Below are 25060 nucleotides of genomic sequence, written 5' to 3'. Positions count from 1 at the left end.
CCCGGCGATTTTTCCGCGAAAGGAACCAGCATGGCCGCCTTCAAGACACTCGACGACATCGGCAACATCAGCGGCAAGCGCGTGCTGGTGCGTGTCGACCTCAACGTGCCCGTCGCCGATGGCAAGGTCACCGACGCCACCCGCATCGAGCGCATCGCGCCGACCATCGCGGAACTGTCCGGCAAGGGCGCCAAGGTCATCCTGCTCGCCCATTTCGGCCGCCCCAAGGACGGCCCCTCGCCTGAATTCTCGCTGGAGCCGATTGCCAGGGCGACAGCCGAGGTGCTCGGACGCCCTGTTGGCTTCGCTTCCGATTGCGCCGGCGACACGGCGGGAAGCGCCGTGGCGGCGATGAACAAGGGCGACGTGCTGCTGCTCGAGAACACCCGTTTCTACAAGGCGGAGGAAAAGAACGACCCCGCCTTCACCGAACGGCTTGCCGCCAATGGCGACATCTTCGTCAACGACGCCTTCTCGGCGGCGCACCGCGCCCATTCGTCGACGGAAGGCCTCGCGCGTCTGTTGCCGGCTTTCGCCGGCCGCACCATGCAGGCTGAACTCGAAGCGCTGGAAAAGGGCCTGGGCAACCCGGCCCGCCCGGTCGTTGCCATCGTCGGCGGCGCCAAGGTCTCGACCAAGATCGACCTCTTGATGAACCTGGTGAAGAAGGTCGATGCCCTGGTCATCGGCGGCGGCATGGCCAACACCTTCCTTGCCGCGCGCGGCACCGATGTCGGAAAATCGCTGTGCGAGCATGACCTGGCCACGACCGCCAAGCAGATCATGATCGAGGCGGCGGAATCGGGCTGCGCCATCATCTTGCCCGTCGACGGTGTCGTCGCCCGCGAATTCAAGGCGGGCGCCGCCTGCGAGACCGTCGCCATCGCCGACGTGCCGGCCGACGGCATGATCCTGGACGTTGGCGCGAAAACCGTCAAAACCATCGGCGAATGGATCGACCGCGCCGCGACGCTGGTCTGGAACGGCCCGCTCGGCGCCTTCGAGATCGAGCCGTTCGATCATGCGACGGTGGCGGCGGCAAAGCATGCCGCCGAACGTACCAGGGCCGGCAAGCTGGTTTCGGTTGCCGGCGGCGGCGACACGGTGGCGGCCCTCAACCACGCCGGCGTCGCCGATGATTTCACCTATGTGTCGACGGCCGGCGGCGCTTTTCTGGAGTGGATGGAAGGCAAGCCACTGCCGGGCGTCGACGTGTTGAAGAAGTAGGCTCGGCCGGATCGGCGACGCGGCGGAAGGCGCTGGAAACTTTCAATCGATTCGAGCTTTCCGATGCCATTCCTTTGGCGGTAGACTTCCGTTAAGCGCGGAACAGACCCGTTGAGGAGAAGCAGAATGAGCGAACGTCTCGAAGACATTGCCGCAGCGATCGTGGCCGGTGGCAAGGGCCTGCTGGCCGCCGATGAAAGTTCCGGCACCATCAAGAAGCGCTTCGACGTCATCGGCGTCGAATCGACCGCCGACAGCCGCCGCGACTATCGCGAGATGATGTTTCGCGCCAAGGACGCGATGACCAAATACATTTCCGGGGTCATCCTCTACGACGAGACCATCCGCCAGAAGGCCGCCGACGGCACGCCGCTGGTCGATATCATCAAGGCGGCCGGCGCCATTCCCGGCATCAAGGTCGACGCCGGCGCAAAACCCCTGGCCGGCTTTCCCGGCGACACGATCACCGAAGGCCTCGACGGCCTGCGCGAACGCCTCGCCGATTACTACAAGCTCGGCGCCCGCTTCGCCAAATGGCGCGCGGTGATCGATATCGACACCGCCAAGGGCGTTCCATCGGCCAATTCGATCGCCTCGAACACCCATGCGCTCGCCCGCTATGCGGCACTTTGCCAGGAGGCCGGCATCGTGCCGATCGTCGAGCCGGAAGTGCTCATGGACGGCGCCCACGACATCGACACCTGCTACCAGGTCTCGAAGGCAACGCTGCTGAAGCTCTATGATGAGCTCAACATGGCCGGCGTTGTGCTGGAAGGCACCATCCTGAAGCCGAACATGGTGATTGCAGGCAAGAAGTCGGGCAAGACCAACAGCCCCGAAGAAATCGCCGAGAAGACGATCAAGCTGTTCCGTGAGACCGTGCCCGTCGCTGTACCTGGCATCGCCTTCCTGTCGGGCGGTCAGTCGGACGAGGAAGCGACCGCCAATCTCAACGCCATCAACGCCATCGGGCCGCATCCGTGGAAGCTGACCTTCTCCTATGGCCGCGCCCTGCAGGCGGCCCCGCAGAAGGCCTGGAGCGGCAAGGCGTCGAACGTTGCCGCCGGCCAGGCTGCCTTCACTCACCGCGCCCACATGAACCATCTGGCCGCACTGGGGAAATGGAAGGCGGGCCTGGAACAGGCCGCCTGAGCGCAGCTCTTCTGTCTTCCTTCGAACCCGGGCCACGTGCCCGGGTTTTTTGTTTGTGGCTTGCCGGGCTTGGGCTGGCGCTTCAGCGTCCTTATTTCCTCTTCGGCAAAAGTGACGGCGATGTCGGTTGAGGCCGGTCTCGAACGTCCTTGGGGGACAAGCCAGGGAGAGGTTCATGAACAACAACAAGGCCGTTTCGCGGGAAGACTGGTTTCAGGCGCACAAGGCGCATCTGGCCCGTGAGAAGGAACTGACGCGGTTTCGCGAGCGTATTGCGGCGGAACGGCGGGAACTGCCCTGGTTGAAGATCCGGAAGGACTATGTCTTCGAGACCGAGCAAGGGCCGAAGAAACTGGCCGATCTATTTGGCGCCAACAGCCAGCTGATCGTCTATCACTTCATGCTCGGGCCGGGGTGCAATCATCATTGCGAGGGCTGTTCGTTCCTTGCCGACCATATCGACGGCGCCAACCAGCATCTCAGCCATCACGACGTGTCGCTGGTCGTGGTGTCGCGCGCGCCGCTGGCCGAGCTTCAGCCCTACAGGCAGCGCATGGGCTGGAAATTCGACTGGGTGTCGTCCTATGCCTCAGATTTCAACTTCGACATGCAGGTTTCGTTCACTGACAAGCAGATCGCTTCCGGCGAAACCACCTACAATTTCGAGACCCGTCCCCGGACATCGAAGGAACTGCCCGGCACCAGTGTTTTCTATCGCGACGAGAGCGGCGACATCTTCCTTACCTTCATATCGCGGGCACGCGGCGGCGAAGCGCTGATCGGCACTTACGACTATCTCGACATGACCCCGAAGGGCCGCGATGAGACCGGTCCCTATCACGGCCTGATGGACTGGGTGCGGCTGCACGACGAGTATTGCGACAGACCGAAGACGAAGAGCGACTGCTGCGATTAACCTTGCGGCAGCTGGACCGTTCACCTCGGCCGCAACATCGGCTAATGCTCGTTGTTCGTCCAAGGGTATCGTGATGCGACGCTTTCTGGCCCTCCTCACCTGGCTCGCCTTTCCGGTCTATGTCTGGCAGGGATTGGGCGTGCGCCGACGCACCACGCGCATGCTGCCGGCGCAGGGACCGGTCATGCACGATCTCCTGGGCAATGCGCCGGCGATCTCGCTGCTCGTCCTGGGTGATTCCTCCGCCGCCTCGGTCGGCATCGGCAATTCCGAAAACGGGCTTGCCGCGCAACTCGCCGTGCTGATTTCGCAAAGCACCGGCCGCGCCGTACGCTGGCGCGCCGCCGGCTTCAACTCGGCAACGTCAGGCCAGATCCGCGATCACGTCCTGCCCAATCTCTCGGCCGACCCGTGGACGCATATTGTGCTGGCCATCGGCACCAACGACACCAAGAACTTTCACTCGGTGCCCCGCTTCAAGAAGGATTTCGGCGGCCTGCTCTATGCACTGCGCGCCAAATGGCCGGAGGCTCGCGTGGTGTGGTCGCCAGTGCTGGAATTCACCCGCGCCCCAGCCATGCCGTCATTGCTTGGCAAGATCCTCGAAATCCGCGCCGTCGAGATGAACCGGATGGGTGAGCGCCTCTGCCTTGAGCGCGGCGCGGTGCCGGCGCCACGCCTGCCGATCACCAATCCCGAGGCCGGCTTTGCTTCCGACGGTTTTCACGCCTCGGAAGCCGGCTACCGGGCCTGGGCGGAGCATCTCGTCGGACTGGTGATCGCGAGCTAAGTCAAATGCCCGAGCACGGCGGCCAGCGATATCGCCGCCATGGCAAGCAGCGCCAGCTTCCAGAAATCGCCGCGGCGCTTGAGACCAGGCCAGCCGATGGGCTTGATCAGCTGGATGACCATGAAGCCGACGATGACAAGGGCAAGGAGTTTCGTCATGCCGTCTTTGACCAGCAACGCCGGCCCCTGTCAAAGTGGTTCGCTCGGCCTCTGGAAAAGAACAGGCGCCGCGATCCCGAACTGGAACGCGGCGCCCGCTGTCGGCCGGAGGCGGTTCAGTTCAGCGGCTTGAGGCCAGCCTCGATGGAGGCGCGTCTCGGTTCGAGGAACGGCGGCAGCGCCAGCTTTTCGCCCAGCGTTTCCAGCGGCTCGTCGGCCGTGAACCCAGGTCCGTCGGTGGCGATCTCGAACAGGATTCCGTTCGGCTCGCGGAAATAGAGCGAGCGGAAATAGTAACGCTCGACCTCACCGCTTGATGGCAGCCGGAATTCGGCCAGGCGGGCCGTCCACTGATGCAACGTCTTCTCGTCCGGCGCCCTGAAGGCAACGTGATGGACAGCACCGGCGCCTTGGCGTGCCGGAGCCAGCCCCGGCTGTACCGCGACATGAAGTTCGGCCGCCGGGCCGCCATCTCCCATTTCGAAGACATGAACCTGACCCTCGCCATCCGGCGAGGCATATTCCCGCGCCTTGCGCATGTTCATCACCTGTGTCACCACCGCCTCGGTGTTGGCGATGTCGGGAACGCTGATGACGATCGGGCCGAGCCCGCGTATCTGATGCTCCACGGGAACCGGGCTCCCTGCCCATGGGTTGCTGTCACCCTTGCCGCCATCGCTGACAAGACGCAGGCGCTGGCCCTCCGGATCTTCGAAATCCAGCGATGGATAGCCGCCGACATCACTGACCGCTCCTGACACGATGCCCTCGCCGGTCAGCCGCTCTTTCCACCAGGCAAGGCTTTCGAGGCTGGCCACGCGCAGGCTCGTCCGGACGATGCTGTGGGTACCGCGCCGCTCCGGCCCGACAGGCCAGTCGAAGAAGGTCACGTCGCTGCCCGGCGTTGCTTCTCCGTCGGCATAGAACAGATGATAGGCTGACGTATCGTCCTGGTTCACGGTCTTCTTGACCAGCCGCAAGCCCAGGACGTTCCTGTAGAAATGCAGGTTTCCCGCCGCATTGGCGGTGATGGCCGTCAGATGATGAATTCCGGTTAGTTGCAGGCTCATGGTCGTCTCCCTGATCTCGAGGAAATCTACGAGAATTGTTGGTCCTCATATCGGGATGCCCGGCCCATCTCCGTAGAGCCCAGAACCCGACGGTCCGTCGCCGCAGGCTGAACGCTGCCGCCCTTGACAGCGTGGGACGTTCGACAACCCGCCGGGCCTCCAAGCCTCCTGACAGACTGCTGTCAGGAGGGGTGTGCGATGATGCCTCCATCAAAGAGAGAGGAGTCACGTCATGACCGGTTTTACCATTCTGCGCGACATGCAGCACTATGTCGGCAAGATACGGACGATTCGCAACGAGATCCGCACCCAGCGTTTCCTGAACGCGCTGCCGCCGGATATCCGCAAGGATATCGGCTGGCCGGACATGTATGCCGAGCGCCGCCTGCGCGGCAATTGAGACGAATTTTTCGACATCACGGTTGGATGCGCGCGCGACGGCACCCAGATAATAGGACCGGCGCGCGAGGGGTGGAGCGAGCTCATGCCAGAACAGAAGAAAATCGGTGTCCTGTTCATCGAAGGCTTCGCCGACTGGGAATATGGGCTGCTGGCGGCCTCGGCGGTCGAATGGTTCGGCGCACGCACCGTATCGCTGACGCCGGGCGGCCAGCCGGTGACCGGGATCAGCGGTTTTCGGCTCGCTCCCGAACGCTCGGCCAATGTCGACGACACCGCCGATCTCCATGCCATTGCCGTGATCGGCTCCGAGCAATGGTTCGGCAAAGCGCCGCCAGATACCGTTGATCTGCTCGCGGCCGTCGCGTCGCGCGGCGGCGTGGTCGGCGGTATCTGCGCCGGGACGCTGGCACTGGCCCGGGCCGGCCTCTTCGACAAGGCCAAACATACCAGCAATGGCCGCGACTGGATCAACGAAAGCAACTCGGTTATCCGGGCGCGGCGAATTATCAGGACGTACCGCATGCCGTTGCGGACGGCACGATCGTTTCCGCGCCGGGTTCGGCGCCCGGCACGTTCGCCTTGGCCTTCCTGAAGGCGCTCTATCCCGAAAGAAGCCGTGACCTCGCTGGAATGCGGGCAATGTTCGCCAAGGAGTATGCTGAAGCCTCCTGACAGAATGCTGTCAGGAGCGGCATGCAATAGTGCAGCCGTAACGGGAGCGAAAAATGACCTTCATACCTTCAAAAGCCTCGGCTTGGTTCGAGATCCCTGTCACTGACATGGATCGGGCGCGCACCTTCTACGCATCGGTGCTTCAGAACGATCTGGTGCTTGAGGAAAGTGGGCCGAACCCGATTGCCATGTTCACGGCGCAGGACCGAATGGCATCAGGGCATGTCTATCCCGGCAGGCCAGCGACGCCTGGGACCGGCCCGACTATCCATTTGTCCGTCGCGGCACCCATCGATGACGCCATGGAGCGGGTCAAGCAGAATGGCGGCCAGGTCGTTTCTCCGGCCATCTCCATTCCCGTCGGCACATTCGCCTATTGTCTCGACCCGGACGGCAACAGTTTCGCCCTGTTCGTTTGAGGTGATGAGGACCGCCTGATGGTGAAAAGCTGGAATGACAGGCTGGACACACCGGGTATCAACGGCATCAAGCCGTCGCCGCGTACGTTCGCCGACGTCATCGAGGATCAGCCGATGCTGGTGCCGACAGCTCGGCAGGTGGATGACTTCATCCGCACGATCCCGCAGGGGGTGGACATGGATGTCCGCGCCCTGCGCACCGCGCTCGCCATCGAGCATGGCGCCGAAGTGACATGTCCGGTCACCATAGGTTATCATCTGCGCACCGTCGCCGAGGCCGCCAATGAGGATCTCGAACGAGGCATGACGCTGAACGACGTCGCGCCCTTCTGGCGCGTGCTCGACGCGAAGACGCCGACGACGAAGAAACTTTCCTTCGGCACGGCATTTGTTGCCGCGCAGCGCAAGCGCGAAGGACTGAAACCATAATGGACACCGCCCAAAAGTGGAGATCGGTTTTGGGCGATGACATACACAGAAGCAACGCCGAGGGACGATACGATGCGCCGCGCCGACAGGCTCTTCCAGATCGTGCAGCATTTGCGCGGTGGCCGTCTGGTCACCGCCCAGAAGCTTGGCACGTGGCTCGAGGTTTCCGAGCGAACGATCTACCGCGACATAGCCGACCTGCAGTCGACCGGGGTGCCGATCGACGGCGAGGCCGGCGTTGGCTACATGATGAGGGAGGGTTTCGACCTTCCGCCGCTGATGTTCACGCGTGATGAGATCGTGGCGCTGGTCGCGGGCGCCCGCATGGTGCGCGCCTTTGGTGGCGCCGCCATGGCGAGGGCCGCGGACGAGGCACTCGTAAAGATCGGCGCCGTGCTGCCAGACGCCGAAAAGGACCGCATTGCCCGCACCGAGATCCACACGCCGATGTGGGTGGTCAGCGACGCCGCCCGCGAAGCGATCGACTTGATCGAGCGCGCGGTCGAGAAACGCCAGGTGCTGACCATCGACTATTGCGACGAGGCTGGCCGTGGCACGGCGCGCGATATCCGCCCGCTCGGCCTGTGGTTCTGGGGCAAGGTGTGGACGCTGGTCGCCTGGTGCGAGATGCGCGACGATTTCCGAGCCTTCCGCATCGACCGCATCGCCTCGGTGATCATCGCCGGCCGTATCTTCAAGCCGGAGCGCGGCAAGCAGCTTGCCGACTTCTACCGGGCAGTGGAGCGCAGCGAGGACTATGGCATGGCGCCGGATCGCGCGGCCAGAACCTGACATCGGCGCACGCATGACAATAAAAAGCCCGCTCGAAGCGGGCTTTTTTCAACGTGCAATTGATCGGGCTTTCGCCGATCCTTCCTCACTCGTCGTCGTCGGTATCCGTGTTCTTGGACTTCAGCGCCGAGAGCTTGGCGAAGACGGCGTTGGCGTCGAGCTCCGCATCCTCGTCCTTCGGCTTCTCCGGCGTTGGCACCAGACGTTCGGTCAATGCCGCCGGCAGCAGCGTGTCGCCGACCGGCTGCGCCTGCTCGCGGCCGCGCGAAGCGCGGTTGACTTCCATGTCGAGGTCGATCTGCGAGGCAAGGCCCAGCGTCACCGGGTCCATCGGCTGCAGATTGGCCGAATTCCAGTGCTTGCGCTCGCGGATCTGCTCGATCGTCGACTTGGTGGTGCCGACGAGGCGCGAAATCTGCGCATCCTTGAGTTCGGGATGGTTGCGCACCAGCCAGAGAATGGCGTTGGGGCGATCCTGGCGCTTGGACAGCGGCGTGTAGCGCGGACCCTTGCGCTTGGATTCGGGCACGCGGACCTTGGGGTCCGAGAGCTTCAGGCGCTGGTTCGGGTCCTTCTCGGCGCGCGCGATCTCGTCGCGGGTCAACTGGCCGGTCATGATCGGGTCCATGCCCTTGATGCCCTGCGCCGATTCGCCGTCGGCGATCGCCTTGACCTCGAGCGGATGCAACCCGCAGAACTGCGCGATCTGCTCGAAGGAAAGCGCGGTGTTGTCGACCAGCCAGACGGCGGTCGCCTTGGGCATCAACAGCGTATTGGCCATTTTAAAAATCCTTCTCGTTCGCCCGCGTTCCCGCGCGGGCGGTGGTTTAGGGCCACCAAAATGGGAAATTCGCGGTCTGTATAACCGCTCGCAAGGCGTTTCGCAACGCTTTTGGCGGAAGTGATGGGCTCGCCGACGAGAGATCACCAAGCCTCGTTCATCATAGGGCCAGCAATATCAACCCGCCTTGGCCGCCCACCGTTCTCAGCGAAACGGCTCGGTGCTTTTGAGCAGCGCGACGAGTTGGCTTTGCTGGCGGGTCCTGGTTTTGGCGAATATCCTTTCGAGATACGTCCGGCTGGTCTTGACGGTAATGCTTGAGCTCGCCGCCGCGTCCTTCAGGGAATATCCGGCGGCAAGAGCAGCGGCCAGCGTGGCTTCCGCCGGCGTCAGCTCGAACAGGGCGCGAATGTGGTCGGCAAAGCTGTCGCTCACCTGGAATGAAACGTCCCGAAGCATCACCATCGCGCAACGTTCAGAAGCCAGGCCATAGGCAGGGGCATGAACGAACGGTGCTATGGAGACAAGCAGTCCCGGTCGGTCGGGCTCCTCGCGATCACCCCGCAGCAGGAGCGTCCCGCCTTTGCTAGGCGTGAGATCGTCATATGTCGCGCAGGCATCCGCGATATGTCTCTGGAGCGGCTGGGCATCCTTGAAATTGGATGCCTGGATCTCGCCGCCGAAAGCGCGAAGCAGGCTGCCGGGACGCGCCAGTATCATCTCGGCGGCCTCGTTCAGCTGCACGATGCGCTGTTGGCCGGTGACTACGACCACCCCGAAAGGGAGGTGCGAGAACGATGACGAGAGCAAGGAACTCGCCTGCCGGAGATATTTCCGAACACCGATACGTCATTCAAAAACCGCCTCCGCGTGCCATTCAATTGTCGGCGGACGCTCTCGTGGGTCCTAAACGACAAAACCCGCCGGACAGGGTCCAGCGGGTTCGGAACCGGCGACGGGAAACCCGTCTCGTGTGGCTCTGGCTTGGGTCGCGGCCGCGAGCAGCCGCTCTTGAAATCAGATGGCGCGACGAGCGATCTTTTCGATGTCGGCGCGGTTGATGCCGAGATCGTTGAGCTGACGGGTGTTCAGCCGGTTCAGCTCGCGCACGGTTTCGTTGTACATGCGCCAGTTACGGAAAGCGCGGATCGGGTTCATGTTAGTCCTCCAAATGGTTGTTCGTTTCGGTGATGCTCAAATAGGCGTCACCGATGCGGAGTTGAATGGCTGATTTTGCATAGCAATGATGCAAATGCTGCATTGCAGCATTAAGCTTCTGTTCATCTTGTAGGCAGGGACCAGGACCACGGGCGCGGTCTCGCTCCGGTCAGCCTGCCGATCGAGCCCCGGGTATGCCGCTATCAGCCGACGTCCAGCACGATCTTGCCGATATGCTCGCCGTCCTCCATCCGCTCATGTGCCCGCCAGGCGTCGCTGAGTGGGAAGATCATATCCATGACCGGGGCAACCTTGCGGGTACCCAGCAGCGGCCACACCTGCGCCTCCAGCGCGGCGGCAATGGCCGCCTTGAACTCGACGGTGCGCGGCCTGAGCGTCGAGCCGGTATGAACAAGCCGCTTGACCATGATCTTCGAGAAATCGGCGCTTGCGACAGCGCCGCCCTGCACAGCGATCTGGACAATACGGCCTTCGACCGCCGCGGCCTCGTAGTTTCGCGCCACATAGTCGCCGCCGACCATGTCGAGGATGACGTTTGCGCCCTTGCCTCCTGTCGCGTCCTTGACCGCGGCGACGAAATCCTCTTCGCGATAGTTGATCGCCCGATCCGCCCCCAGCCTCAGGCAGGCGTCGCATTTCTCCTTGCTGCCGGCCGTGGTGATGACATAGGCGCCGAACGCGGCGGCAAGCTGGATGGCCGTGGTGCCTATGCCCGACGAGCCGCCATGCACAAGCAAGGTCTCGCCGCGTTTCAGGCCGCCGCGCTCGAACACATTGTGCCAGACGGTGAAATAGTTTTCCGGCACCGCGGCCGCTTCGGTGTGGGTAAAGCCGGCCGGCAAGGGCAGGACGCTGCCGGTATGCACCTTGACGTATTCTGCATATCCGCCACCCGGCGTCAGCGCGCAGACCCGGTCGCCGATGCGCCAGCGCGATATGTCGTCGCCAAGGGCGGCCACTTCGCCGGACGCCTCGAGGCCCGGCAGGTCCGACGCGCCGGGCGGTGCTGGATAGGCGCCCTTGCGCTGCTGCACATCGGGCCGGTTGACGCCGGCGGCGCGCACCCTGATCAGGATTTCACCGGAGCCCGGCTGCGGCACATCGCGCGTCTCGGGTTTCAGCACACGGGGACCACCAGGTTCCGAGATCGCGATGGCCGTCATCTTCGCCGGAATTCTCTGTCCATTCGCCATGCGTGTTTCCATCCCTGGTTCGCCAGACTCTTGCTGGCTGCCATACTCTTGCCGGCAGTCCGAATCTTGCCGGATGTTTGCATCCGTGCCCCTGCCCTATGTATGCTCATTGCCAAATCAGGCAAATGGCCAAATCAGGGAGGAGCGACGATGGCGATCTTCGACGACGAACCCAAGAAGAAAGCGCGCCCGCATGAGATAGGGCAGGACCTGTCCCTGCTTTCCGTGAGTGAGTTGTCGGAGCGGATCGGTATCTTGCGAGAAGAGATCGCCAGGCTGGAAGCCGAGCTCAAGGCCAAGGGCAGCACGAAGTCCGCGGCCGAGGCCTTGTTCCGCCGCGGATAGTTTCAAAAAGCGCCGGTTTGACGCCGCCGAAAAGCCGGAATGCACCTGTCTTCAGACCCTGCGCTTCAGCAAACTCCAGCCGGATCAAAACATGTTCGCAGCCTACCGACCGATCCTCTCGCTGCTTCGCGGCACTGCCTTCCTGCTGGCGGCATCCGGCTTGCACGGCCTGCTCCTGCCGTTGCGCGGTCAACTTGAAGGGTTCTCGACGGCATCGCTCGGCCTGATGGGCACCGCCTGGGCCGGCGGCTTCGTCACCGGCTGCTTCTTTGCCCCGCGCCTCGTGCGCCGCGCGGGACATGTGCGGGCCTTCGGCGCCTTTGCGGCGTCGGGAGCGATCGTGGCGCTGCTGACCGGCTTGATCATCGACGAATACGTCTGGATCCTGCTGCGCGCTTTCACCGGCTTCACCATGGCCGGCGCCTTCATGGTCATCGAAAGCTGGCTGAACGAGAAGGCCACCAACGAGAACCGCGGCACTGTCTTTGGCCTCTACATGATGGTCACCTACGCCTCGATCATGGGCGGACAGATGATCGTCGCCGGCGGTGACGTGCGATCGGACTCGCTGTTCATGATCACCGGCATCCTGTTTTGCCTGTCGCTCATTCCGACCGCCGTTTCGACGGCGTCGCATCCCAAGGCGCTGCAGGATGTCAAGCTTGACGTCAAAGGCCTTTATGCCAATTCGCCGGTGTCGGCGGTCGCTTGCCTGCTGGTCGGCATCGCCAATGGCGCCTGGGGCACGCTGGGTGCCGTCTACGGCGCCCGCATCGGCATTTCCACGGCCGAGATCGCCTTGATGATGAGCCTCGTCGTCGTCGCCGGCGCTGCCATGCAGCTTCCGGCCGGGCGCCTGTCCGACAAGACCGACCGACGTTTCGTGCTGGCGGGCGCGGCCTTCGGCGCGGCGCTGTTTGCGCTTGCGATCTTCCTGTTCGAGCCGCGCTCAGCCATCTTCGTCCTGATCTTCACGGCGGCCTACGGCGCTTTTGCCTACACGCTCTATTCGATCGCCGTCGCCCACGCCAACGACCACGCGCGATCCGAGGATTTCGTCAAGGTCTCGGGCGGCCTGTTGCTGCTCTATGGTTTCGGCACGATGATCGGCCCGTTGCTGGGCGCGGCCCTGATGGGGTGGGTCCGGCCGGAAGGCCTGTTCCTGGCGACGGCGTTCGCGCATCTCAGTCTCGCCGCCTATACGCTGCTGCGCATCAGCCGCCGCGCCCCGGTGCCGATCGAGGATCGCGATGCCTTCAAGACACAGCCGGCCGACCGCTCGGTCACGCCGGAAGCGCTGCGGCTTGACCCGCGAAGAAAAGCTGAAACCAATGGTTGAGATTCGAAAGGCTTTGCCTCACAAATAAGGCATGATGTTTTCCGACGCCTTCATGGCGATTGCCGATCCCAACCGGCGCCATCTCTTGGAAGAACTCCGGCGCGGCCCGAAGACCGTCAACGAATTGGCCGCCGGACTGCCGGTATCGCGACCCGCCGTCTCCCAGCACCTGAAGGTGCTGCTTGATGCCGGCCTGGTCAACGCCAAGCCGGAAGGAACAAGACGGGTCTATACGGTGAGCAATGCCGGTTTCCTGAAGCTGAACCTCTGGCTCGATCAATTCTGGGAGACCTGATGCTTCTTGCCCAAAAGCGCACAGCGGTTTTGGGACAACGACATGCATGAAGAAAGCTCGGCGCGCTTCAAGCCCTTCGCCGGATACCGGTAGCCGAAATCAGGCTTCGACCGTCAGCGCCGCGCCCAGCGCGTCGAGCAGTTCGCGGGTGCCGTGCTCGCGGGTGGCGGAGCTGTCGTGGCCATCGAGAAAAGCGCCCTGCTCGGTCAGCACCAGCCGCGTGCCCTTGCCTTCGGCATGCAGCTCGATCGTAGCCAAGGACACCGAGATGCGGGTTTCGCCAAAAAGCATGTCGTAACTGTAGACGATGCGCTGGTCCGGCACGATGTCCTGATAGGTAGCGTTGTATACGTGGATCGGTCCGTCCTTGGGACCGCCGGCATTGATCTCCTTGCCGCCAACGCGGAAGTCCATTTCATGCCTGCTGGGCATCGGGTTGCTGGGGTCCGTGAACCAGCGCCTCTTGGCCGCCGGATCGCTGAGCGCGAAGTAAACTTTCGCGGGCGGCACCGGATAGAAGCGGTCGATGATGAAGGTGGAATGGACGACGGATCGCTGGGTCATGGGAATTCTCCTGCTAGCTTGATGGTTGCTGGGCGATGAAGACGCCGTCCTTGTGGGCAGCCCCGAAATAGACCTCGACACCGCACAGCCGGCTGCCCCGGAACGTATGAAGCTCGGTGTTGCGGAAGCCTTTGCCGTCGAGCGTTTCGCAACGATAGAGAACGAAGGCAGCGTCCCCGTCCTCGCATATCCTCTCGATGGTGATCGACTTGAAGAGCTTGCTGTTGGGCCAGCACCGCACGAAATAGGTCGCCCGGTCGATGGCATCGTCATAAGGGCTGGTGAAGGTGAAATCATCGGTCAGGACAGCCTCGATGATTTCACGGTCATTCGCCTGATAGGCAGCGAAATAACTGTGGATCAGCTCCGATCTGCTTTTGCCGGGCATGGCGGAAACCTCCTTCTGCTTGGTTGGCGATTGCCAGGATCAGGCGTCGGCGGGCTCGTTCGAAAACTCCGCCGCGAGATTGTCCAGCGCGGCGCTGAATCCCGCCTCGCTGCCGGCGATCATGTCCTTGTCGCCGAAGGCCGCGACCTGGTCGGTGAGGATAAGCCGTGTGGATTTACCCTGTGCCTGAAGCTCGACCGTGATCAGGGACACGGAAAGCCGGTTCCAGCCCTCCGACACGACTTCGGTCGAGACGATCCTGTATTCGGGCTCGATATCCATATAGCGGGTTTCAACCCGGTAGATCAGTCTGCTGCGCGGCCCGCAGCGGCTGACATCCAGCCCGCCGACACGAAAGTCGGTCTTGTCGTAGACCAGTTCCGCATCCTTCGATGGCGTGCCCCAGCGCATGCGCGCCTGCGGGTCGGCCAGGGCCTTGAACACCCGCGCCGGCGAAGCATTATAGAAGCGCTCGAGCACGATGGTGGCATGTGTCACGGACGGTTCGGTCATGATGAGCCTCCTTCACTTTCCTTCGGTGTCGTCATTGGTTTCGGCAAGAAAGGCGCCGAGCCGGTCGAGCCGGCGCTCCCAGATCAGGCGCCGTTCGTTGATCCAGTGTTCGGCGGTTCTCAGCGCCTGCGGTTCAATCTGGCAGGTGCGCACCCGGCCGAGTTTCTCGGTGCGGACGAGCCCGCTTGCCTCCAGCACGTTCAGGTGCTGGACGACAGCCGACAGCGACATCGCCAGCGGCTCGGCCAGTTGGCTGACCGATGCCGGACCGCGCGACAATCGGTCGACCATCTGCCGGCGCGCCGGGTCGGCAAGCGCCTGGAACATCAGATCAAGCTGGGCCGGATCGTGCAGCATGGCTTTAACCGTTGTTGTAGGGGAACATGTGGAAATAGGGCTGCGCTTCCTCGATCACGCGGGCGAAGGATGGCCGCTCCACCAATCGGTCGTGGTAACGCTTCACCGCCGGATATCGGTCGCCGAAAGGCTCGACCTTGTTGGCGTAGAACAGCGCCGGTGACGCCGCGCAGTCGGCCATGGTGAAGGTCTCGCCCGTCGCCCAGCTCTTTGCCTGCATGTCTTGTTCAAGGAAGGTATAGGAATTGCGCAACTGGCCTCGCGCCTGCTCGACGCCGAACGGATCGGTCATGCCTTCCGGCCGCAGCCGGTCGGCGACGATCTTCTGCATCGGCTCCTGGACATAGAAATCATAGAAGCGGTCGGCCACGCGAACCCTGCTGGCGAGACCGACATCGACGGGGAGCAGTTCGACTGGCCCTGGGTAATGGGCGGCCAGATATTCGATGATGATGGTCGATTCCGGCACCGTGCGGTCGCGCGCATCGTCGCGCAACGCCGGCATCTTGCCCCAGGGCGACAATTTCAGGAAGGCGGCGCGCGACTGCTCGTTGCCGAGATCGACGATGACCGATGTGAATGGCGTATCGTTCTCATAAAGCGCGACCAAAGGCTTCCAGCAGAAGGAGGCCAGCGGGTGAAAGTGAAGCGTAAGGGTCATTGTCCTGCTCGTCCGTTCCTTGGCTCGTCTGTTCCTTGGCACGCCAGCTTTGGTGCCTCGTCCTAGCGAAAATCAAACACTGAAGCATTTGCTTAACTATTGCCGCAAGCCCGATGCGTCAAGCCCCCGGCCGCGCTCTTAGCCGGCCTGGGCGTGAGCGACGATCGCAGCAGCTATCGTTGTCCAATCGTCCGGATGCAGCTCGTGACCGCCGCCCTCAATGCGGACAAGCCGCGCCCCGGCAACCGCCTCGGCAAGTGCCGCGCCGTGCTCGATCGGGAAGATCGGGTCTGCCGTGCCGTGCACCACGAGCAGCGGAGCCGCGATCTCGCCGAGGCGGCCCTTCCAGGCCTCGCCGCCCTTGAGCATGAAATGATTGGTCGCGCTCAGAAAGCCGCCGGAACGGTCGTAATCCCCTTCGATAAACGCCCTTGTCCGTTTCTCGTCGAACGGATGCGCCACGCTGGCGATCATCCGCGCATCCCTGGTGATAAAATCGACCACCTGGCCGCGATCGGACCAATCGACGTTCTCGCCTCCAGCCGAATGTTCCATATAGGCTTCGGTCGTTCCCGGCAGATGGGACGTGTCGGTTCCAATCGGCGAACTGCTGATGACCGTAAGCGACAGGACACGCGGCGGATACTTCAAGACCACAAGCTGCGCAATCATGCCGCCCATCGACATGCCGACAATATGGGCCTCTCCGATGCCATGGCTGTCGAGCACATGGATCGCATCATCAGCCATGTCGTCGAGCGTATAAGGCGGCGCGCCCGGCGGATATTTGGTCGAGCGGCCGGTGTCGCGATTGTCATAGCGGATCACGAACAGGCCGGCGTCAGCCAGTTTCCTGCAGACCGCCTCCGGCCACCACAGCATTGAGGCCATGGCGCCCATGATGAGCAGGATCGAAGGATTTGCTGGATCGCCAAAGGCCTGGGATGCGATTTCCGGCTGTTCACTCGTCGCCATATCGGGAGTCTCCTGGTCCTCACAACCGATTGCGTTTTGCAATCAGTTGCACGATACTGAGACTGATACGATAATGCAACTGGTTTTTCTCTCGGAGAGTCGCATGAGCATCGATCGCCGGTCCGGATGCCCGATCAACCTGTCGCTGGAAGTGTTCGGCGATCGCTGGAGCCTGATCATCCTTCGCGACATGATTTTCGGCGGCAAACGCCATTTTCGCGAGCTGCTCAACGGCTCGATGGAGGGGATCGCTTCCAACATCCTCGCCGACCGGCTGAAGCGATTGATGGAACTGGGCATGCTGACCAGGGCCGACGACCCCACCCACAAGCAGAAGGCCATCTACAGCCTGACCGAAATGGCCATCACGCTGGTGCCGATCCTGGCGCATCTCGGCGCCTGGGGCCGCGTCTGGCTGCCGGTGAGCGATGATCTGTCGATCCGCGCCGAGCTCCTCGAAAAAGGCGGCCCGCCGTTGTGGGAGCAATTCATGGACGAACTGCGCCACGAGCATCTTGGCACGCCATCCAGCACGCCCTCCGACGCCACGGTGCGCGCAACCCTGCGGGCAGCCTACGAGGCGGTCGTCGCCCGCAAGAAGGACGCAGGACCCGGTGCGCCTGCGTGACCCAAGTTATTTTTCCATTTTCAGGCCGGCTCTGCTATCAAGGGGCCGAAATCATGATTTGCGAGATTGGATAAAGCCCTTGGTTGAGAACTCTAAGGATACCGCACGCGCACGCGCCGATTCGCGTTTCAAGAAACAGGAAGAGGCCGCCACCGTGCGCCAGAAGGCGATGGCCGAATATGTCGCCGAGAGCGATGCCCGGCAGGCCAAGACCAACAAACTGAGGGCACTCCGCCTCGCCAAGGAAGCGGAAGACCTCGCCAACGCGCCAGCCGCCCCGGCCAAGAAGCCGGCGCGCGCCAAGAAGAAAACCGCCTAGCAGGCTAGACCTTCGAAGGCAGATCAGAAGCACGCGAGCGCCATATCGGGAGGATGCGGTACTGGTGGCGTGCTTCCACATTGCGGCCTGTCGTGGTCGCTATCCATCCCGCCCTTTCCGGCGAAGCAATTTCAACCGAAACCGGGATTTCGCATCGCCCGCACCCGGTCAATGATTCACGCCTTTCCATAGGAGATTACCATGACCGCACTGACGCTCGAAAAGGCCAAGCAGATCATCGACGCCGCCTTTGCCAAGGGGGCCGAACTCAAGCTCAAGCCGCTGGGCGTCTCGGTGCTTGATGCCGGCGCCCATCTGGTCGCGTTCCAGCGCCAGGACGGCGCCTCGTTCCTGCGCCCGCAAATGTCGGCTGGAAAGGCCTATGGCGCGCTTGCCATCGGCATGGGATCGCGCCGCGTGGAAGCCTTCGCCAAGGAACGTCCGCATCTTGTCGCCGGCATTTCCGATGTCTCGGGCGGGCGTGTCCTGCCGGTCGTCGGCGGCGTTCTGATCCGTGACAAGGCTGGTGCCGTCATCGGTGCGGTCGGCATTTCGGGCGACACGTCGGACAATGACGAGACCGCGGCCATCGCCGGCATCGAGGCAGCCGGCTTCACCGCCGACCCAGGTTGAGGTCGAGCAGCGGGCTGAACCTCGATATCCCTAGTTCAAATTGATATCCCGGCTGGCCGATCGCATCGACACCGCGAAACCGGCCAGCACGTCGATGAGTGCGATGACCATCAGCGTGAAGAAGACGGAATGGGCGGCGCCCTTCACCAGCAGGAACTCGACCAGGAACGCCACGAAGACGAAGGTCGATAGCAGGTGGTCCATGATCGACGCATTGGTCGTGCGCGTCGACTTTACCATTTCCGCGAAGAAGAAGATCAGCCCGATCAGCACCATCAGGTCGCCGAGCGTCATCGAAAACACCCCGCCCGACATCATGCGGACCGAGAAGATCTCGCTCACCCACGGATCATCGCCGCCGCCGAATATTCCCAGAAGGCCGAGATTGTAGAGGACGAAGGGCACGATCAGCAGCGGAATGGCACCGAACATCTGACGTCTCCGGTTTGGGCACCCTTCTGTAGAATGCGGCACGCGCCCGCCGTCAAGAATTTTCGCAGAGGCGCGACAACACGAACAAAGACCGCGTGAAACCGCATGGCGGCCGGAATTGCTCCCGACCGCCACGCGATCCTCTGAACTCAGCGCTTGAACTGCCCCGCCCGCACCGCGGCGCCAATGACGTTGAGGATGATATGGCCAGCGGTGATCGAGGTGATCTCGTTGACATCGCGCGCCGGAGTGATCTCGACGATATCGACGCCGACCACCTTACCCTTGGCGAACAGTCCCTTGATCAGGTCGATCGTCTGGCGATAGGTGACCCCGCCCGGCTGTGGGCCGGCGACAGCCGGCATGACCGCCGGATCAAGCCCGTCGGCATCGATGGTGAGGTAATAGCGACCGCCATCGGGGATGCGCTTGAGCAGGGCCGCGGTGCCGATGTCCTGCCATTCATTGGTGGTTATGATGTTGGCGCCGTAAGCGTGGGCGGCTGCCACCTCTTCCGCGCGCGCGCTGCCCTGGCCGCGCACGCCGACCTGGAAGATGTCCTTGATATGCGCCATTTCCGAGGCTCGGCGGATGGTGCTGGAATAGCCCTCCTTGACGCCGTTGACGTTGTCACGCCAGTCGAGATGGGCGTCGAGCTGCACCAGGGTGACCGGGCCCTCGCCGTCAAGGGCCCGGAAGATCGGGATCGGAATGCCGTGATCGCCGCCTATGGTGATCGGCAGTGCGCCGGCAGCGCGGATCTTGCGGATCGCGGCTTCGGCCCGTTTGTAGTGCCCGACATGATCGGCCGCCGCGCCGGGCACGTCGCCGACATCGACAACCTTGATGTCCTGGCCGTCGAAGACCGGTCCGCCAATGTCGAAATCATAGCGGTCCAGCGCCTGGCTGATACGCTGCGAGGCGCGCCGCACCGCTGTCGGCGCGTTGGTCTGGTCGTTGATCAGCTCGTCGATTGTGTAGGGGTCTCCATAAGGCATGCCGATAATGGCGACGTCAGCCTTCAGCGTGTCGAGATCCTCGACCAGCGGAAAGTTCATGAATGTCTGGAACACATCGCGCGGCGCGGTGGTGAGCTTGGACATGGGGTCTCCTCTGTATTGAAAGTTTTGGATCAGGCGCCACGGCGGGCCGCGAGATGGGGCTGCAACCTGTGCTCCAGGCTGCGCGAGATTGCCGCGACAAGGGCGGTCAGCCCCCAGTACAGCAATGCAATGGCGGTGAAGATCTCCACCGGCGAGAAGGTGCGGCCGATGACGTTCTGAGCCATATAGGTGAGCTCGGGAACCGTGATCGCCGACAGGATCGCCGATTCCTTGATCAGCGTGATTGTGAGATTGGTGGCCGCGGGCAGGATATAGCCGAGCACCTGCGGCACAAGGATCTTGCGAAAGATGGTGAGGTAGCGCAGCCCGAGCGCATAGCCTGCCTCGACCTGCCCACGCGAGATGGACTGGATCGCCCCCCTGATGATCTCGGCCGAATAGGCGCTGGCATAGGCCGACAGCGCGCCGATCGAAACCACCACCGGCGAAAGCCGGATGCCGAACATCGGCAAGGCGTAGAACAAGAGGAAAATCTGGATCAGGAACGGGATGTTGCGGAAGATTTCAACATAGGCCGAGACGATAGCCGCCGACAGCCGCCCGCCCCGCAGCCTGACCAGCGCCAGCACGACGCCGAGCGCGAAGCCGAGCGGCAGCGACACGGCGCACATCAGCACCGTATTGCCGAAGCCCTTGGCGAGTATCTGCCAATTGTCCAGGATGACGGAAAAATCGAACGTCATGCGCGTGCTCCCTGCGCCTTGCGTTCCAGGTGCCTGGTCAGCAGGCTGCAGGAGAACAGCACGATGAAATACAGCACCGCCGCCATGCAGAAGGCCTCGACCGGCCGGTAGGTGACGTTCATGATGTTCTGCGCGGTGCGGGTCAGTTCGACCACGGCAATCACGGAGAGGATGGATGACGCTTTCACCAGCATGGTGAACTCGTTGACCATCGGCGGGATGATGGCCCGGAACAGCTGCGGCATGATGACCTTGAACCAGATCACCACGGGTTTCAGGCCAAGCGCCTTGGCCGCTTCGTATTGGCCGGCGGGAATGCGTGTCAGCCCGGCGCGCAGAATCTCGGCGACGAAGGCAGCGCTGTTGAAGCTGAGCGCCAGCACGCCCGCCAGCAGCGGCGGCAGATCAATTCCGACAAGACCCGGCAGCACATAATAGACAACGAAAATCTGCACGATCAGCGGCGTGCCGCGAATGAAACTGGTGTAGAGCGCGCCGATCCAGCGAACCACGCGCCAGCGTGATCGACCGCAAGCGAGCAAGCCGAAGCCGATCACCGTGCCGACCAGGAACCCCAGCGCCGAGACACCGAGCGTGATGCAGGCACCGGTCAGGAATTGCGGCAGGAAGGCCAGCGTTTTTGAAAAATGGAACATTTTTCAACTCGAACGGAGAAGCATCGTCTGGCGTGGCGAGAGCGATTGCCGCAAAGGCTGCGAACCATCGCCTGCGCCGCGCCAGACATGTTCAAGGACGGATACGGTTCAGAGCGCGCCGGGTGGCAGATAGCCTTCAGCAGGCGTCTTCATCTCGAAGCCGAACCATTTCAGCTGCAGCTCCTTCAGCTTGCCGCTATCCTTCAGCTCGCCGATCTTGGCGTTGATGAATTCGCGTAGATCCTTGTCCTCCGGCCGCAAGACCCAGGACAGATAAGAGAATTCGCCGATCGAGCCGACGACCTTGTAGGTATCGGGAACGTTCTTCATCAGCACCGCCGCTGAAGGCGAGGCGATGACAATGGCGTCGACCTGTCCGGAGGCCAGGGCGACATGGGTCTCGGGGAAGGAGGTGAACAGCTTCAGTTCGCCGACACCTTTGCCACCCTTGTCCTTGAGCTCCTTGTCATAGGCTTCGATGATCGGCTGCACGGACGACGCAAGCTGCGTCGCCACCACCATGCCAGTAATGTCTTCCGGCGTCTTGATGCGGGTCTCGTCGGCACGCACGACAATCACGTTCTCGAACGACCCCGTCGGTCGAGTGTAGGCGTATTTCGCCGCCCGTTCGGCGTTGATGCCGGTAGACGTCGCCATCAGATCGAACTTCTTGGCAAGCAGGCCCGGCAGCAGGCCCTGGAAGGGAAGGTTGAGCTGGTCGAGCTTCACGCCCAACTGGCTTACCACATAGTCCAGGATGTCCTTGTTGTAGCCGACGATCTGGCCATCACGGACGAACTCGAACGGTTCGAAGGCGGCCTCGGTGCCAACGACGATGGTGCCGCGCTGCTTGATCTGATCGATCAACCCATCGGCATGAGCGGGAGCGAGTGACAGGAAGAGCGGCGCGGCGGCAAGCAGAGACAGGACGCGGCGGCGCGAAGCTGAGAAAAACGCAATCATTGTTACCCTCTTTTTTCTTCGGTTTTGCTGTGCTGGTAGGCGCGGCCGCTGTGTTTGAAGACGCGGCCGATCATGTAGCTCTCCGAGTCCTTGATGCCGGGAACATTGGCCAATTCGCTGACCAGGAAGTCATGCAGGCTGGTCGTTGACGGCAAGGTGAGCTGGATGATGATGTCGAACGGTCCGGTCATGGCGTAGACGCTGTCGACGAACGAGTACTCGGACAGCTTTTTGGCGACACTGATGATGTGCTCGCGGTCAACATCGAGCCCGACGATTGCCGCGATGCCGACATCGCTGCGCAAGGGACGCACGACAGCCTGGATGCAGATATCCGGATCTTCCAGCACACGGGCCATTTTTCGCCGCACGGTCGCTTCGGTCACGCCGATGCGCTTGGCGATATCGACGCTCGACATCCGTCCGTCGACCTTGAGTTGGGAAAGCACCGCTTGTTCGGTATCGTCCAGATCACTCGTGCTGACGAAATCCCACATATATTCCCTCATTCATGTCGATTAACGACTATGAATTTGAAAATTGCATAAGAAACCATTCATGACAATCCCACATGCGCCGAAAAACATCGAGCGCGGGGAAGCCCGGTCATCGCGAGCGATCCCGGAATGCCCGCTTGGTTCATGGAAGACGTCGCATTGAAGGAGATGAGGCAGCGATGATCCCGCGTTCCAGGCGTCAGGCCAGCCTGGAGGGGTACCTGCGCGCTGAAACAGCGTCACGGTCGATCAAGGATCAGGGCCTGGAAGGATGCCGGCAATGGCGGCCTGCGCTTCGAGAAGTGTGCCATCCGGCTGAAAAACGCAAAAAGACCGGCCACTGGCCGGTCTTTTTACAATTCAGGACTTGGAAGAAGCTGGTCTCAGCTTTCCTTGGGCGTCAACACCTGACGGCCGCGATACATGCCGGTCTTCAGGTCGATGTGGTGCGGGCGGCGCATTTCGCCGGAATTCTTGTCCTCGACATAGGTCGGGGCCTTGAGGGCGTCGGCCGAGCGGCGCATGCCGCGCTTGGACGGAGAGGTTTTTCGTTTCGGAACGGCCATGGATATGCTCCACTACATGGTCAAAAAAGCCCCGCCTGCCCTCGTGAAAGGGCCGTTTCAGGGGCCGGAATCTGAGAAAGTCGGGTGCCTATACACGCCCTGTGCCGTTTTGGCCAGCACTACCGCGAATTTTTTTGAGTTGGCTACTGGAGACAACCGACATAGGCGCCGGACCGGCCCGCCCGCCGCTCGATCAGGTTGGCGAGCCGTTTGAGGCCCGGTCCCGGCTTTGCCGGATTGCGTTCGATCGGGTTGGGCAAGGTGACGGCCAGCAGCGCCGCCTGCCGCCGTGACAGCTGTTTGGCCGAAATTCCGAAATGATGCTGGGCGGCGGCCTCGATGCCATAGATGCCCGGCCCCCATTCGGCGATATTGAGATAGATTTCCATGATGCGCCGTTTCGACATGACGGCATCGAAATAGACGGCCAGCGGCAGTTCGACGACCTTTCGAACCGTGCCCAGCGGCCGAGACCACAGAAAGAGGTTCTTCACGGTCTGCATGGTGATGGTCGACGCGCCGCGCGTGGCCTCGCCGGCGAGCGCGTCGTCGACCACGCCCTTCAATTCACCAAGGTCGACGCCGCGATGGAAGCAGAACTGCCCGTCTTCCGACATGATGACCGAATGCGCCAGCACCGGCGCCACGTCGTCGATCGAAACCCAGCGGCGGTCGTAGCCTGAAAACGTCGCCAGATCCTTCAGCATCAGCGTCGAAACCGGATGCACGAACGATGGCAGATAGAGGAAGGTCAGCACCGCCGGGATCAGCGCCATCACGAAGAGTACGGCAATGCCGCGCCGGACCCAGCGTTTGAGACCGATGCGGTTGCCGCCTTTCGGTCTCCCCGCCATGTCCAGCCCTTCGGTTTCGTGATCGACGATCGGTTCCGTCAAGCCGCCCAACCCGTGCTACTCCCCCTCCCGGCATAATGGCGCTTGGCTTCTTGCGCAATGTCTGAGTGTCGGCTACCCGTCCCGGCCATGACGAAAGACGATCAAATGGCGTTCGAAACGATCCTTGTCGAGCACGCGGCCGCGATCGAGGCGCAACTGCGCCAAATCCTCGATGGACGCGCGCTTGCCGGCGAAATCGCGCGGCCGGAACGTTTGATGGCGGCGATGCGCCACGGTGTGCTGAATGGCGGCAAGCGCCTGCGCCCCTTCCTTGTCATGGAGAGCGCCGCGTTGTTTTCCGCCGATGGCGAGGCAGCTTGGCGCGTGGCGACAGCCCTTGAATGCATGCATTGCTATTCGCTGATCCATGACGATCTGCCGGCCATGGACGACGACGACCTGCGCCGTGGCCAGCCGACCGTGCACAAGGCCTTCGACGAGGCGACGGCCATTCTTGCCGGCGATGCCCTGCTGACACTGGCCTTCGACATCCTCGCCGACGAAGCGACCGTGCTGCCGCCGGATCGAAAGGTGGCGTTGATGCTGGCGCTTTCCCGCGCCGCCGGCGTCGGCGGCATGGTCGGCGGCCAGATGCTCGACCTCGAAGCCGAACGAAACCGGCCTGATGAGGCCGGCATCATCCGCCTTCAGGCAATGAAGACAGGCGCGTTGATCCGCTTTGCCTGCGAAGCGGGTGCGATTGTCGCCGGCGCCCCGGCGCAAGACCGCGAGCGGCTGGCCGAGTTCGGCTCGGCGATCGGGCTTGCCTTCCAGCTTGCCGACGACCTGCTCGACCTGACGGCCAATGCGAGCCAGATGGGCAAGGCGACCGGCAAGGATGCGGCGGCCGGCAAGGCGACGCTGGTGGCGCTGCATGGCGCGACCTGGGCGCGAAGCCAGCTCCAGGGCCTCGTCGATCAGGCCCATGCCTTGCTCGAGCCCTATGGCGAACGCGCGGCACTTCTGAAGGAAGCCGCCAAATTCGTGGCAGTCCGCAGCAACTAAGGGCGGCTTTGCTCCACGAACGAAATTTTAATGTAAATGAA

The 25060-nt window shown here is 62.5% G+C and carries 35 protein-coding genes and 1 pseudogene; 16 read left to right on the top strand and 20 right to left on the bottom strand.

Annotated features, from left to right (window positions below):
- The first annotated feature begins 30 nt into the window (after positions 1-30).
- From ABVQ20_RS38170 to ABVQ20_RS38155, 4 genes are all read left to right on the top strand, one after another.
- Entirely contained in the window at positions 31-1227 is a 1197-nt protein-coding gene (locus ABVQ20_RS38170) for a phosphoglycerate kinase (protein ID WP_354464968.1), read from the top strand.
- 126 nt (positions 1228-1353) lie between these two features.
- Complete coding sequence (locus ABVQ20_RS38165) at positions 1354-2379, top strand: class I fructose-bisphosphate aldolase (RefSeq protein WP_354464967.1); 1026 nt, start codon at positions 1354-1356, stop codon at positions 2377-2379.
- Positions 2380-2554: 175 nt separating this feature from the next.
- Positions 2555-3295 carry a DUF899 domain-containing protein gene (locus ABVQ20_RS38160; protein ID WP_354464966.1) on the top strand — a complete coding sequence of 247 codons (741 nt, stop codon included), beginning with the start codon at positions 2555-2557 and terminating at the stop codon, positions 3293-3295.
- A gap of 73 nt (positions 3296-3368) precedes the next feature.
- Complete coding sequence (locus tag ABVQ20_RS38155; RefSeq protein ID WP_354464965.1) at positions 3369-4085, top strand: SGNH/GDSL hydrolase family protein; 717 nt, start codon at positions 3369-3371, stop codon at positions 4083-4085.
- On the opposite strand, the gene ABVQ20_RS38150 is transcribed toward ABVQ20_RS38155, so the two are convergent.
- Together ABVQ20_RS38150 and ABVQ20_RS38145 are read right to left on the bottom strand one after the other, a co-directional pair.
- The gene (locus tag ABVQ20_RS38150) at positions 4082-4261 is read right to left on the bottom strand and encodes a hypothetical protein (protein ID WP_354464981.1); all 180 of its coding nucleotides are present in this window, start codon (positions 4259-4261) and stop codon (positions 4082-4084) included. The two genes, ABVQ20_RS38155 and ABVQ20_RS38150, sit on opposite strands and share 4 nt — an antisense overlap.
- A gap of 98 nt (positions 4262-4359) precedes the next feature.
- Positions 4360-5313 (bottom strand): ring-cleaving dioxygenase, encoded by a 954-nt coding sequence (locus ABVQ20_RS38145; protein ID WP_354464964.1) that lies wholly within the window; start codon positions 5311-5313, stop codon positions 4360-4362.
- Between the two features lie 232 nt (positions 5314-5545).
- Between ABVQ20_RS38145 and ABVQ20_RS38140 the strand changes: the two genes are divergently transcribed.
- The 5 genes and pseudogenes from ABVQ20_RS38140 (at position 5546) to ABVQ20_RS38120 (ending at position 8027) form a co-directional block, all read left to right on the top strand.
- Entirely contained in the window at positions 5546-5713 is a 168-nt protein-coding gene (locus ABVQ20_RS38140) for a hypothetical protein (RefSeq protein ID WP_354464963.1), read from the top strand.
- An 84-nt stretch (positions 5714-5797) separates the two neighbouring features.
- Positions 5798-6387: pseudogene (locus tag ABVQ20_RS38135) on the top strand (DJ-1/PfpI family protein).
- A 53-nt stretch (positions 6388-6440) separates the two neighbouring features.
- Positions 6441-6806: a VOC family protein gene (locus ABVQ20_RS38130; protein ID WP_354464962.1), complete on the top strand. Its 366-nt coding sequence runs from the start codon at positions 6441-6443 to the stop codon at positions 6804-6806.
- 18 nt (positions 6807-6824) lie between these two features.
- Positions 6825-7235 carry a hypothetical protein gene (locus ABVQ20_RS38125; RefSeq protein WP_354464961.1) on the top strand — a complete coding sequence of 137 codons (411 nt, stop codon included), beginning with the start codon at positions 6825-6827 and terminating at the stop codon, positions 7233-7235.
- Between the two features lie 72 nt (positions 7236-7307).
- Complete coding sequence (locus ABVQ20_RS38120; RefSeq protein WP_227349662.1) at positions 7308-8027, top strand: helix-turn-helix transcriptional regulator; 720 nt, start codon at positions 7308-7310, stop codon at positions 8025-8027.
- A gap of 85 nt (positions 8028-8112) precedes the next feature.
- Here the strand turns inward: ABVQ20_RS38120 and ABVQ20_RS38115 are convergent, their stop codons facing one another.
- The 4 genes from ABVQ20_RS38115 to ABVQ20_RS38100 form a co-directional block, all read right to left on the bottom strand.
- Positions 8113-8808 carry a DUF1013 domain-containing protein gene (locus tag ABVQ20_RS38115; RefSeq protein WP_354464960.1) on the bottom strand — a complete coding sequence of 232 codons (696 nt, stop codon included), beginning with the start codon at positions 8806-8808 and terminating at the stop codon, positions 8113-8115.
- 204 nt (positions 8809-9012) lie between these two features.
- The gene (locus tag ABVQ20_RS38110) at positions 9013-9618 is read right to left on the bottom strand and encodes a hypothetical protein (protein ID WP_354464959.1); all 606 of its coding nucleotides are present in this window, start codon (positions 9616-9618) and stop codon (positions 9013-9015) included.
- A gap of 207 nt (positions 9619-9825) precedes the next feature.
- Entirely contained in the window at positions 9826-9966 is a 141-nt protein-coding gene (locus tag ABVQ20_RS38105) for a DUF1127 domain-containing protein (RefSeq protein ID WP_354464958.1), read from the bottom strand.
- A 203-nt stretch (positions 9967-10169) separates the two neighbouring features.
- On the bottom strand, positions 10170-11180 hold the full coding sequence (locus tag ABVQ20_RS38100) for an NAD(P)H-quinone oxidoreductase (protein ID WP_354464957.1): 1011 nt from the start codon (positions 11178-11180) through the stop codon (positions 10170-10172).
- Positions 11181-11330: 150 nt separating this feature from the next.
- Between ABVQ20_RS38100 and ABVQ20_RS38095 the strand changes: the two genes are divergently transcribed.
- The 3 genes from ABVQ20_RS38095 to ABVQ20_RS38085 all read left to right on the top strand — a co-directional run bounded on the left by ABVQ20_RS38095 (position 11331) and on the right by ABVQ20_RS38085 (position 13159).
- Positions 11331-11525: a DUF1192 domain-containing protein gene (locus tag ABVQ20_RS38095; protein ID WP_354464956.1), complete on the top strand. Its 195-nt coding sequence runs from the start codon at positions 11331-11333 to the stop codon at positions 11523-11525.
- A gap of 91 nt (positions 11526-11616) precedes the next feature.
- Entirely contained in the window at positions 11617-12864 is a 1248-nt protein-coding gene (locus ABVQ20_RS38090; protein WP_354464955.1) for an MFS transporter, read from the top strand.
- 31 nt (positions 12865-12895) lie between these two features.
- A complete protein-coding gene (locus ABVQ20_RS38085) occupies positions 12896-13159 on the top strand; it encodes an ArsR/SmtB family transcription factor (protein ID WP_227344874.1) in 264 nt (87 codons plus the stop codon).
- Between the two features lie 99 nt (positions 13160-13258).
- On the opposite strand, the gene ABVQ20_RS38080 is transcribed toward ABVQ20_RS38085, so the two are convergent.
- The 6 genes from ABVQ20_RS38080 to ABVQ20_RS38055 all read right to left on the bottom strand — a co-directional run bounded on the left by ABVQ20_RS38080 (position 13259) and on the right by ABVQ20_RS38055 (position 16617).
- On the bottom strand, positions 13259-13723 hold the full coding sequence (locus tag ABVQ20_RS38080; RefSeq protein WP_354464954.1) for an SRPBCC family protein: 465 nt from the start codon (positions 13721-13723) through the stop codon (positions 13259-13261).
- Positions 13724-13736: 13 nt separating this feature from the next.
- A complete protein-coding gene (locus ABVQ20_RS38075; RefSeq protein WP_354464953.1) occupies positions 13737-14111 on the bottom strand; it encodes a nuclear transport factor 2 family protein in 375 nt (124 codons plus the stop codon).
- A 39-nt stretch (positions 14112-14150) separates the two neighbouring features.
- The gene (locus tag ABVQ20_RS38070) at positions 14151-14624 is read right to left on the bottom strand and encodes an SRPBCC family protein (protein ID WP_354464952.1); all 474 of its coding nucleotides are present in this window, start codon (positions 14622-14624) and stop codon (positions 14151-14153) included.
- 12 nt (positions 14625-14636) lie between these two features.
- On the bottom strand, positions 14637-14981 hold the full coding sequence (locus tag ABVQ20_RS38065) for an ArsR/SmtB family transcription factor (protein WP_354464951.1): 345 nt from the start codon (positions 14979-14981) through the stop codon (positions 14637-14639).
- A gap of 4 nt (positions 14982-14985) precedes the next feature.
- Positions 14986-15642 carry a glutathione S-transferase family protein gene (locus tag ABVQ20_RS38060; RefSeq protein WP_354464950.1) on the bottom strand — a complete coding sequence of 219 codons (657 nt, stop codon included), beginning with the start codon at positions 15640-15642 and terminating at the stop codon, positions 14986-14988.
- A gap of 138 nt (positions 15643-15780) precedes the next feature.
- Complete coding sequence (locus ABVQ20_RS38055; RefSeq protein WP_354464949.1) at positions 15781-16617, bottom strand: alpha/beta fold hydrolase; 837 nt, start codon at positions 16615-16617, stop codon at positions 15781-15783.
- Positions 16618-16720: 103 nt separating this feature from the next.
- Here ABVQ20_RS38055 and ABVQ20_RS38050 point away from each other — a divergent pair, with 103 nt between their 5' ends.
- From ABVQ20_RS38050 to ABVQ20_RS38040, 3 genes are all read left to right on the top strand, one after another.
- Positions 16721-17245, top strand: a complete 525-nt coding sequence (locus tag ABVQ20_RS38050; RefSeq protein ID WP_354464948.1) for a winged helix-turn-helix transcriptional regulator — start codon at positions 16721-16723, stop codon at positions 17243-17245.
- A gap of 79 nt (positions 17246-17324) precedes the next feature.
- Complete coding sequence (locus ABVQ20_RS38045; protein ID WP_227344863.1) at positions 17325-17564, top strand: hypothetical protein; 240 nt, start codon at positions 17325-17327, stop codon at positions 17562-17564.
- A 201-nt stretch (positions 17565-17765) separates the two neighbouring features.
- The gene (locus ABVQ20_RS38040) at positions 17766-18197 is read left to right on the top strand and encodes a GlcG/HbpS family heme-binding protein (protein WP_354464947.1); all 432 of its coding nucleotides are present in this window, start codon (positions 17766-17768) and stop codon (positions 18195-18197) included.
- 30 nt (positions 18198-18227) lie between these two features.
- On the opposite strand, the gene ABVQ20_RS38035 is transcribed toward ABVQ20_RS38040, so the two are convergent.
- The 8 genes from ABVQ20_RS38035 to ABVQ20_RS38000 form a co-directional block, all read right to left on the bottom strand.
- The gene (locus ABVQ20_RS38035) at positions 18228-18629 is read right to left on the bottom strand and encodes a hypothetical protein (RefSeq protein ID WP_354464946.1); all 402 of its coding nucleotides are present in this window, start codon (positions 18627-18629) and stop codon (positions 18228-18230) included.
- 149 nt (positions 18630-18778) lie between these two features.
- Entirely contained in the window at positions 18779-19732 is a 954-nt protein-coding gene (locus ABVQ20_RS38030) for an agmatinase (RefSeq protein WP_354464945.1), read from the bottom strand.
- Between the two features lie 29 nt (positions 19733-19761).
- On the bottom strand, positions 19762-20436 hold the full coding sequence (locus ABVQ20_RS38025) for an amino acid ABC transporter permease (protein WP_354464944.1): 675 nt from the start codon (positions 20434-20436) through the stop codon (positions 19762-19764).
- Positions 20433-21092 carry an amino acid ABC transporter permease gene (locus tag ABVQ20_RS38020; protein WP_354464943.1) on the bottom strand — a complete coding sequence of 220 codons (660 nt, stop codon included), beginning with the start codon at positions 21090-21092 and terminating at the stop codon, positions 20433-20435. Before ABVQ20_RS38020 ends, ABVQ20_RS38025 begins: the two co-directional genes overlap by 4 nt.
- A gap of 108 nt (positions 21093-21200) precedes the next feature.
- Positions 21201-22055: a transporter substrate-binding domain-containing protein gene (locus tag ABVQ20_RS38015; RefSeq protein WP_354464942.1), complete on the bottom strand. Its 855-nt coding sequence runs from the start codon at positions 22053-22055 to the stop codon at positions 21201-21203.
- Positions 22056-22057: 2 nt separating this feature from the next.
- Positions 22058-22552, bottom strand: coding sequence for an Lrp/AsnC family transcriptional regulator (locus tag ABVQ20_RS38010; RefSeq protein ID WP_354464941.1), 495 nt, complete (start codon positions 22550-22552; stop codon positions 22058-22060).
- A 383-nt stretch (positions 22553-22935) separates the two neighbouring features.
- Positions 22936-23118, bottom strand: coding sequence for a 50S ribosomal protein L32 (rpmF, locus tag ABVQ20_RS38005; protein WP_008834724.1), 183 nt, complete (start codon positions 23116-23118; stop codon positions 22936-22938).
- A 143-nt stretch (positions 23119-23261) separates the two neighbouring features.
- The gene (locus tag ABVQ20_RS38000) at positions 23262-24023 is read right to left on the bottom strand and encodes a biosynthetic peptidoglycan transglycosylase (RefSeq protein ID WP_354464940.1); all 762 of its coding nucleotides are present in this window, start codon (positions 24021-24023) and stop codon (positions 23262-23264) included.
- Between the two features lie 78 nt (positions 24024-24101).
- Between ABVQ20_RS38000 and ABVQ20_RS37995 the strand changes: the two genes are divergently transcribed.
- Positions 24102-25019 carry a polyprenyl synthetase family protein gene (locus ABVQ20_RS37995; RefSeq protein WP_354464939.1) on the top strand — a complete coding sequence of 306 codons (918 nt, stop codon included), beginning with the start codon at positions 24102-24104 and terminating at the stop codon, positions 25017-25019.
- Positions 25020-25060 lie beyond the last annotated feature (41 nt).

The organism is Mesorhizobium shangrilense (genome assembly GCF_040537815.1).
GTDB lineage: Bacteria > Pseudomonadota > Alphaproteobacteria > Rhizobiales > Rhizobiaceae > Mesorhizobium > Mesorhizobium shangrilense.
This window is presented reverse-complemented; position numbering and strand designations above follow the sequence as displayed.

Coding starts and splice junctions, on each gene's coding strand:
- ABVQ20_RS38165 (WP_354464967.1), top strand. CDS start 1,354: ATGAGCGAACGTCTCGAAGACATTGCCGCAGCGATCGTGGCCGGTGGC.
- ABVQ20_RS38055 (WP_354464949.1), bottom strand. CDS start 16,617: ATGGCGACGAGTGAACAGCCGGAAATCGCATCCCAGGCCTTTGGCGAT.
- ABVQ20_RS38100 (WP_354464957.1), bottom strand. CDS start 11,180: ATGGCGAATGGACAGAGAATTCCGGCGAAGATGACGGCCATCGCGATC.
- ABVQ20_RS38120 (WP_227349662.1), top strand. CDS start 7,308: ATGCGCCGCGCCGACAGGCTCTTCCAGATCGTGCAGCATTTGCGCGGT.
- ABVQ20_RS38080 (WP_354464954.1), bottom strand. CDS start 13,723: ATGACCCAGCGATCCGTCGTCCATTCCACCTTCATCATCGACCGCTTC.
- ABVQ20_RS38010 (WP_354464941.1), bottom strand. CDS start 22,552: ATGTGGGATTTCGTCAGCACGAGTGATCTGGACGATACCGAACAAGCG.
- ABVQ20_RS38015 (WP_354464942.1), bottom strand. CDS start 22,055: ATGATTGCGTTTTTCTCAGCTTCGCGCCGCCGCGTCCTGTCTCTGCTT.
- ABVQ20_RS38040 (WP_354464947.1), top strand. CDS start 17,766: ATGACCGCACTGACGCTCGAAAAGGCCAAGCAGATCATCGACGCCGCC.
- ABVQ20_RS38075 (WP_354464953.1), bottom strand. CDS start 14,111: ATGCCCGGCAAAAGCAGATCGGAGCTGATCCACAGTTATTTCGCTGCC.
- ABVQ20_RS38060 (WP_354464950.1), bottom strand. CDS start 15,642: ATGACCCTTACGCTTCACTTTCACCCGCTGGCCTCCTTCTGCTGGAAG.
- ABVQ20_RS38070 (WP_354464952.1), bottom strand. CDS start 14,624: ATGACCGAACCGTCCGTGACACATGCCACCATCGTGCTCGAGCGCTTC.
- ABVQ20_RS38160 (WP_354464966.1), top strand. CDS start 2,555: ATGAACAACAACAAGGCCGTTTCGCGGGAAGACTGGTTTCAGGCGCAC.
- ABVQ20_RS38170 (WP_354464968.1), top strand. CDS start 31: ATGGCCGCCTTCAAGACACTCGACGACATCGGCAACATCAGCGGCAAG.
- ABVQ20_RS38105 (WP_354464958.1), bottom strand. CDS start 9,966: ATGAACCCGATCCGCGCTTTCCGTAACTGGCGCATGTACAACGAAACC.
- ABVQ20_RS38035 (WP_354464946.1), bottom strand. CDS start 18,629: ATGTTCGGTGCCATTCCGCTGCTGATCGTGCCCTTCGTCCTCTACAAT.
- ABVQ20_RS38140 (WP_354464963.1), top strand. CDS start 5,546: ATGACCGGTTTTACCATTCTGCGCGACATGCAGCACTATGTCGGCAAG.
- rpmF (WP_008834724.1), bottom strand. CDS start 23,118: ATGGCCGTTCCGAAACGAAAAACCTCTCCGTCCAAGCGCGGCATGCGC.
- ABVQ20_RS38020 (WP_354464943.1), bottom strand. CDS start 21,092: ATGTTCCATTTTTCAAAAACGCTGGCCTTCCTGCCGCAATTCCTGACC.
- ABVQ20_RS38155 (WP_354464965.1), top strand. CDS start 3,369: ATGCGACGCTTTCTGGCCCTCCTCACCTGGCTCGCCTTTCCGGTCTAT.
- ABVQ20_RS38145 (WP_354464964.1), bottom strand. CDS start 5,313: ATGAGCCTGCAACTAACCGGAATTCATCATCTGACGGCCATCACCGCC.
- ABVQ20_RS38085 (WP_227344874.1), top strand. CDS start 12,896: ATGATGTTTTCCGACGCCTTCATGGCGATTGCCGATCCCAACCGGCGC.
- ABVQ20_RS38025 (WP_354464944.1), bottom strand. CDS start 20,436: ATGACGTTCGATTTTTCCGTCATCCTGGACAATTGGCAGATACTCGCC.
- ABVQ20_RS38050 (WP_354464948.1), top strand. CDS start 16,721: ATGAGCATCGATCGCCGGTCCGGATGCCCGATCAACCTGTCGCTGGAA.
- ABVQ20_RS38115 (WP_354464960.1), bottom strand. CDS start 8,808: ATGGCCAATACGCTGTTGATGCCCAAGGCGACCGCCGTCTGGCTGGTC.
- ABVQ20_RS38125 (WP_354464961.1), top strand. CDS start 6,825: ATGGTGAAAAGCTGGAATGACAGGCTGGACACACCGGGTATCAACGGC.
- ABVQ20_RS38095 (WP_354464956.1), top strand. CDS start 11,331: ATGGCGATCTTCGACGACGAACCCAAGAAGAAAGCGCGCCCGCATGAG.
- ABVQ20_RS38065 (WP_354464951.1), bottom strand. CDS start 14,981: ATGCTGCACGATCCGGCCCAGCTTGATCTGATGTTCCAGGCGCTTGCC.
- ABVQ20_RS38090 (WP_354464955.1), top strand. CDS start 11,617: ATGTTCGCAGCCTACCGACCGATCCTCTCGCTGCTTCGCGGCACTGCC.
- ABVQ20_RS38130 (WP_354464962.1), top strand. CDS start 6,441: ATGACCTTCATACCTTCAAAAGCCTCGGCTTGGTTCGAGATCCCTGTC.
- ABVQ20_RS38030 (WP_354464945.1), bottom strand. CDS start 19,732: ATGTCCAAGCTCACCACCGCGCCGCGCGATGTGTTCCAGACATTCATG.
- ABVQ20_RS37995 (WP_354464939.1), top strand. CDS start 24,102: ATGACGAAAGACGATCAAATGGCGTTCGAAACGATCCTTGTCGAGCAC.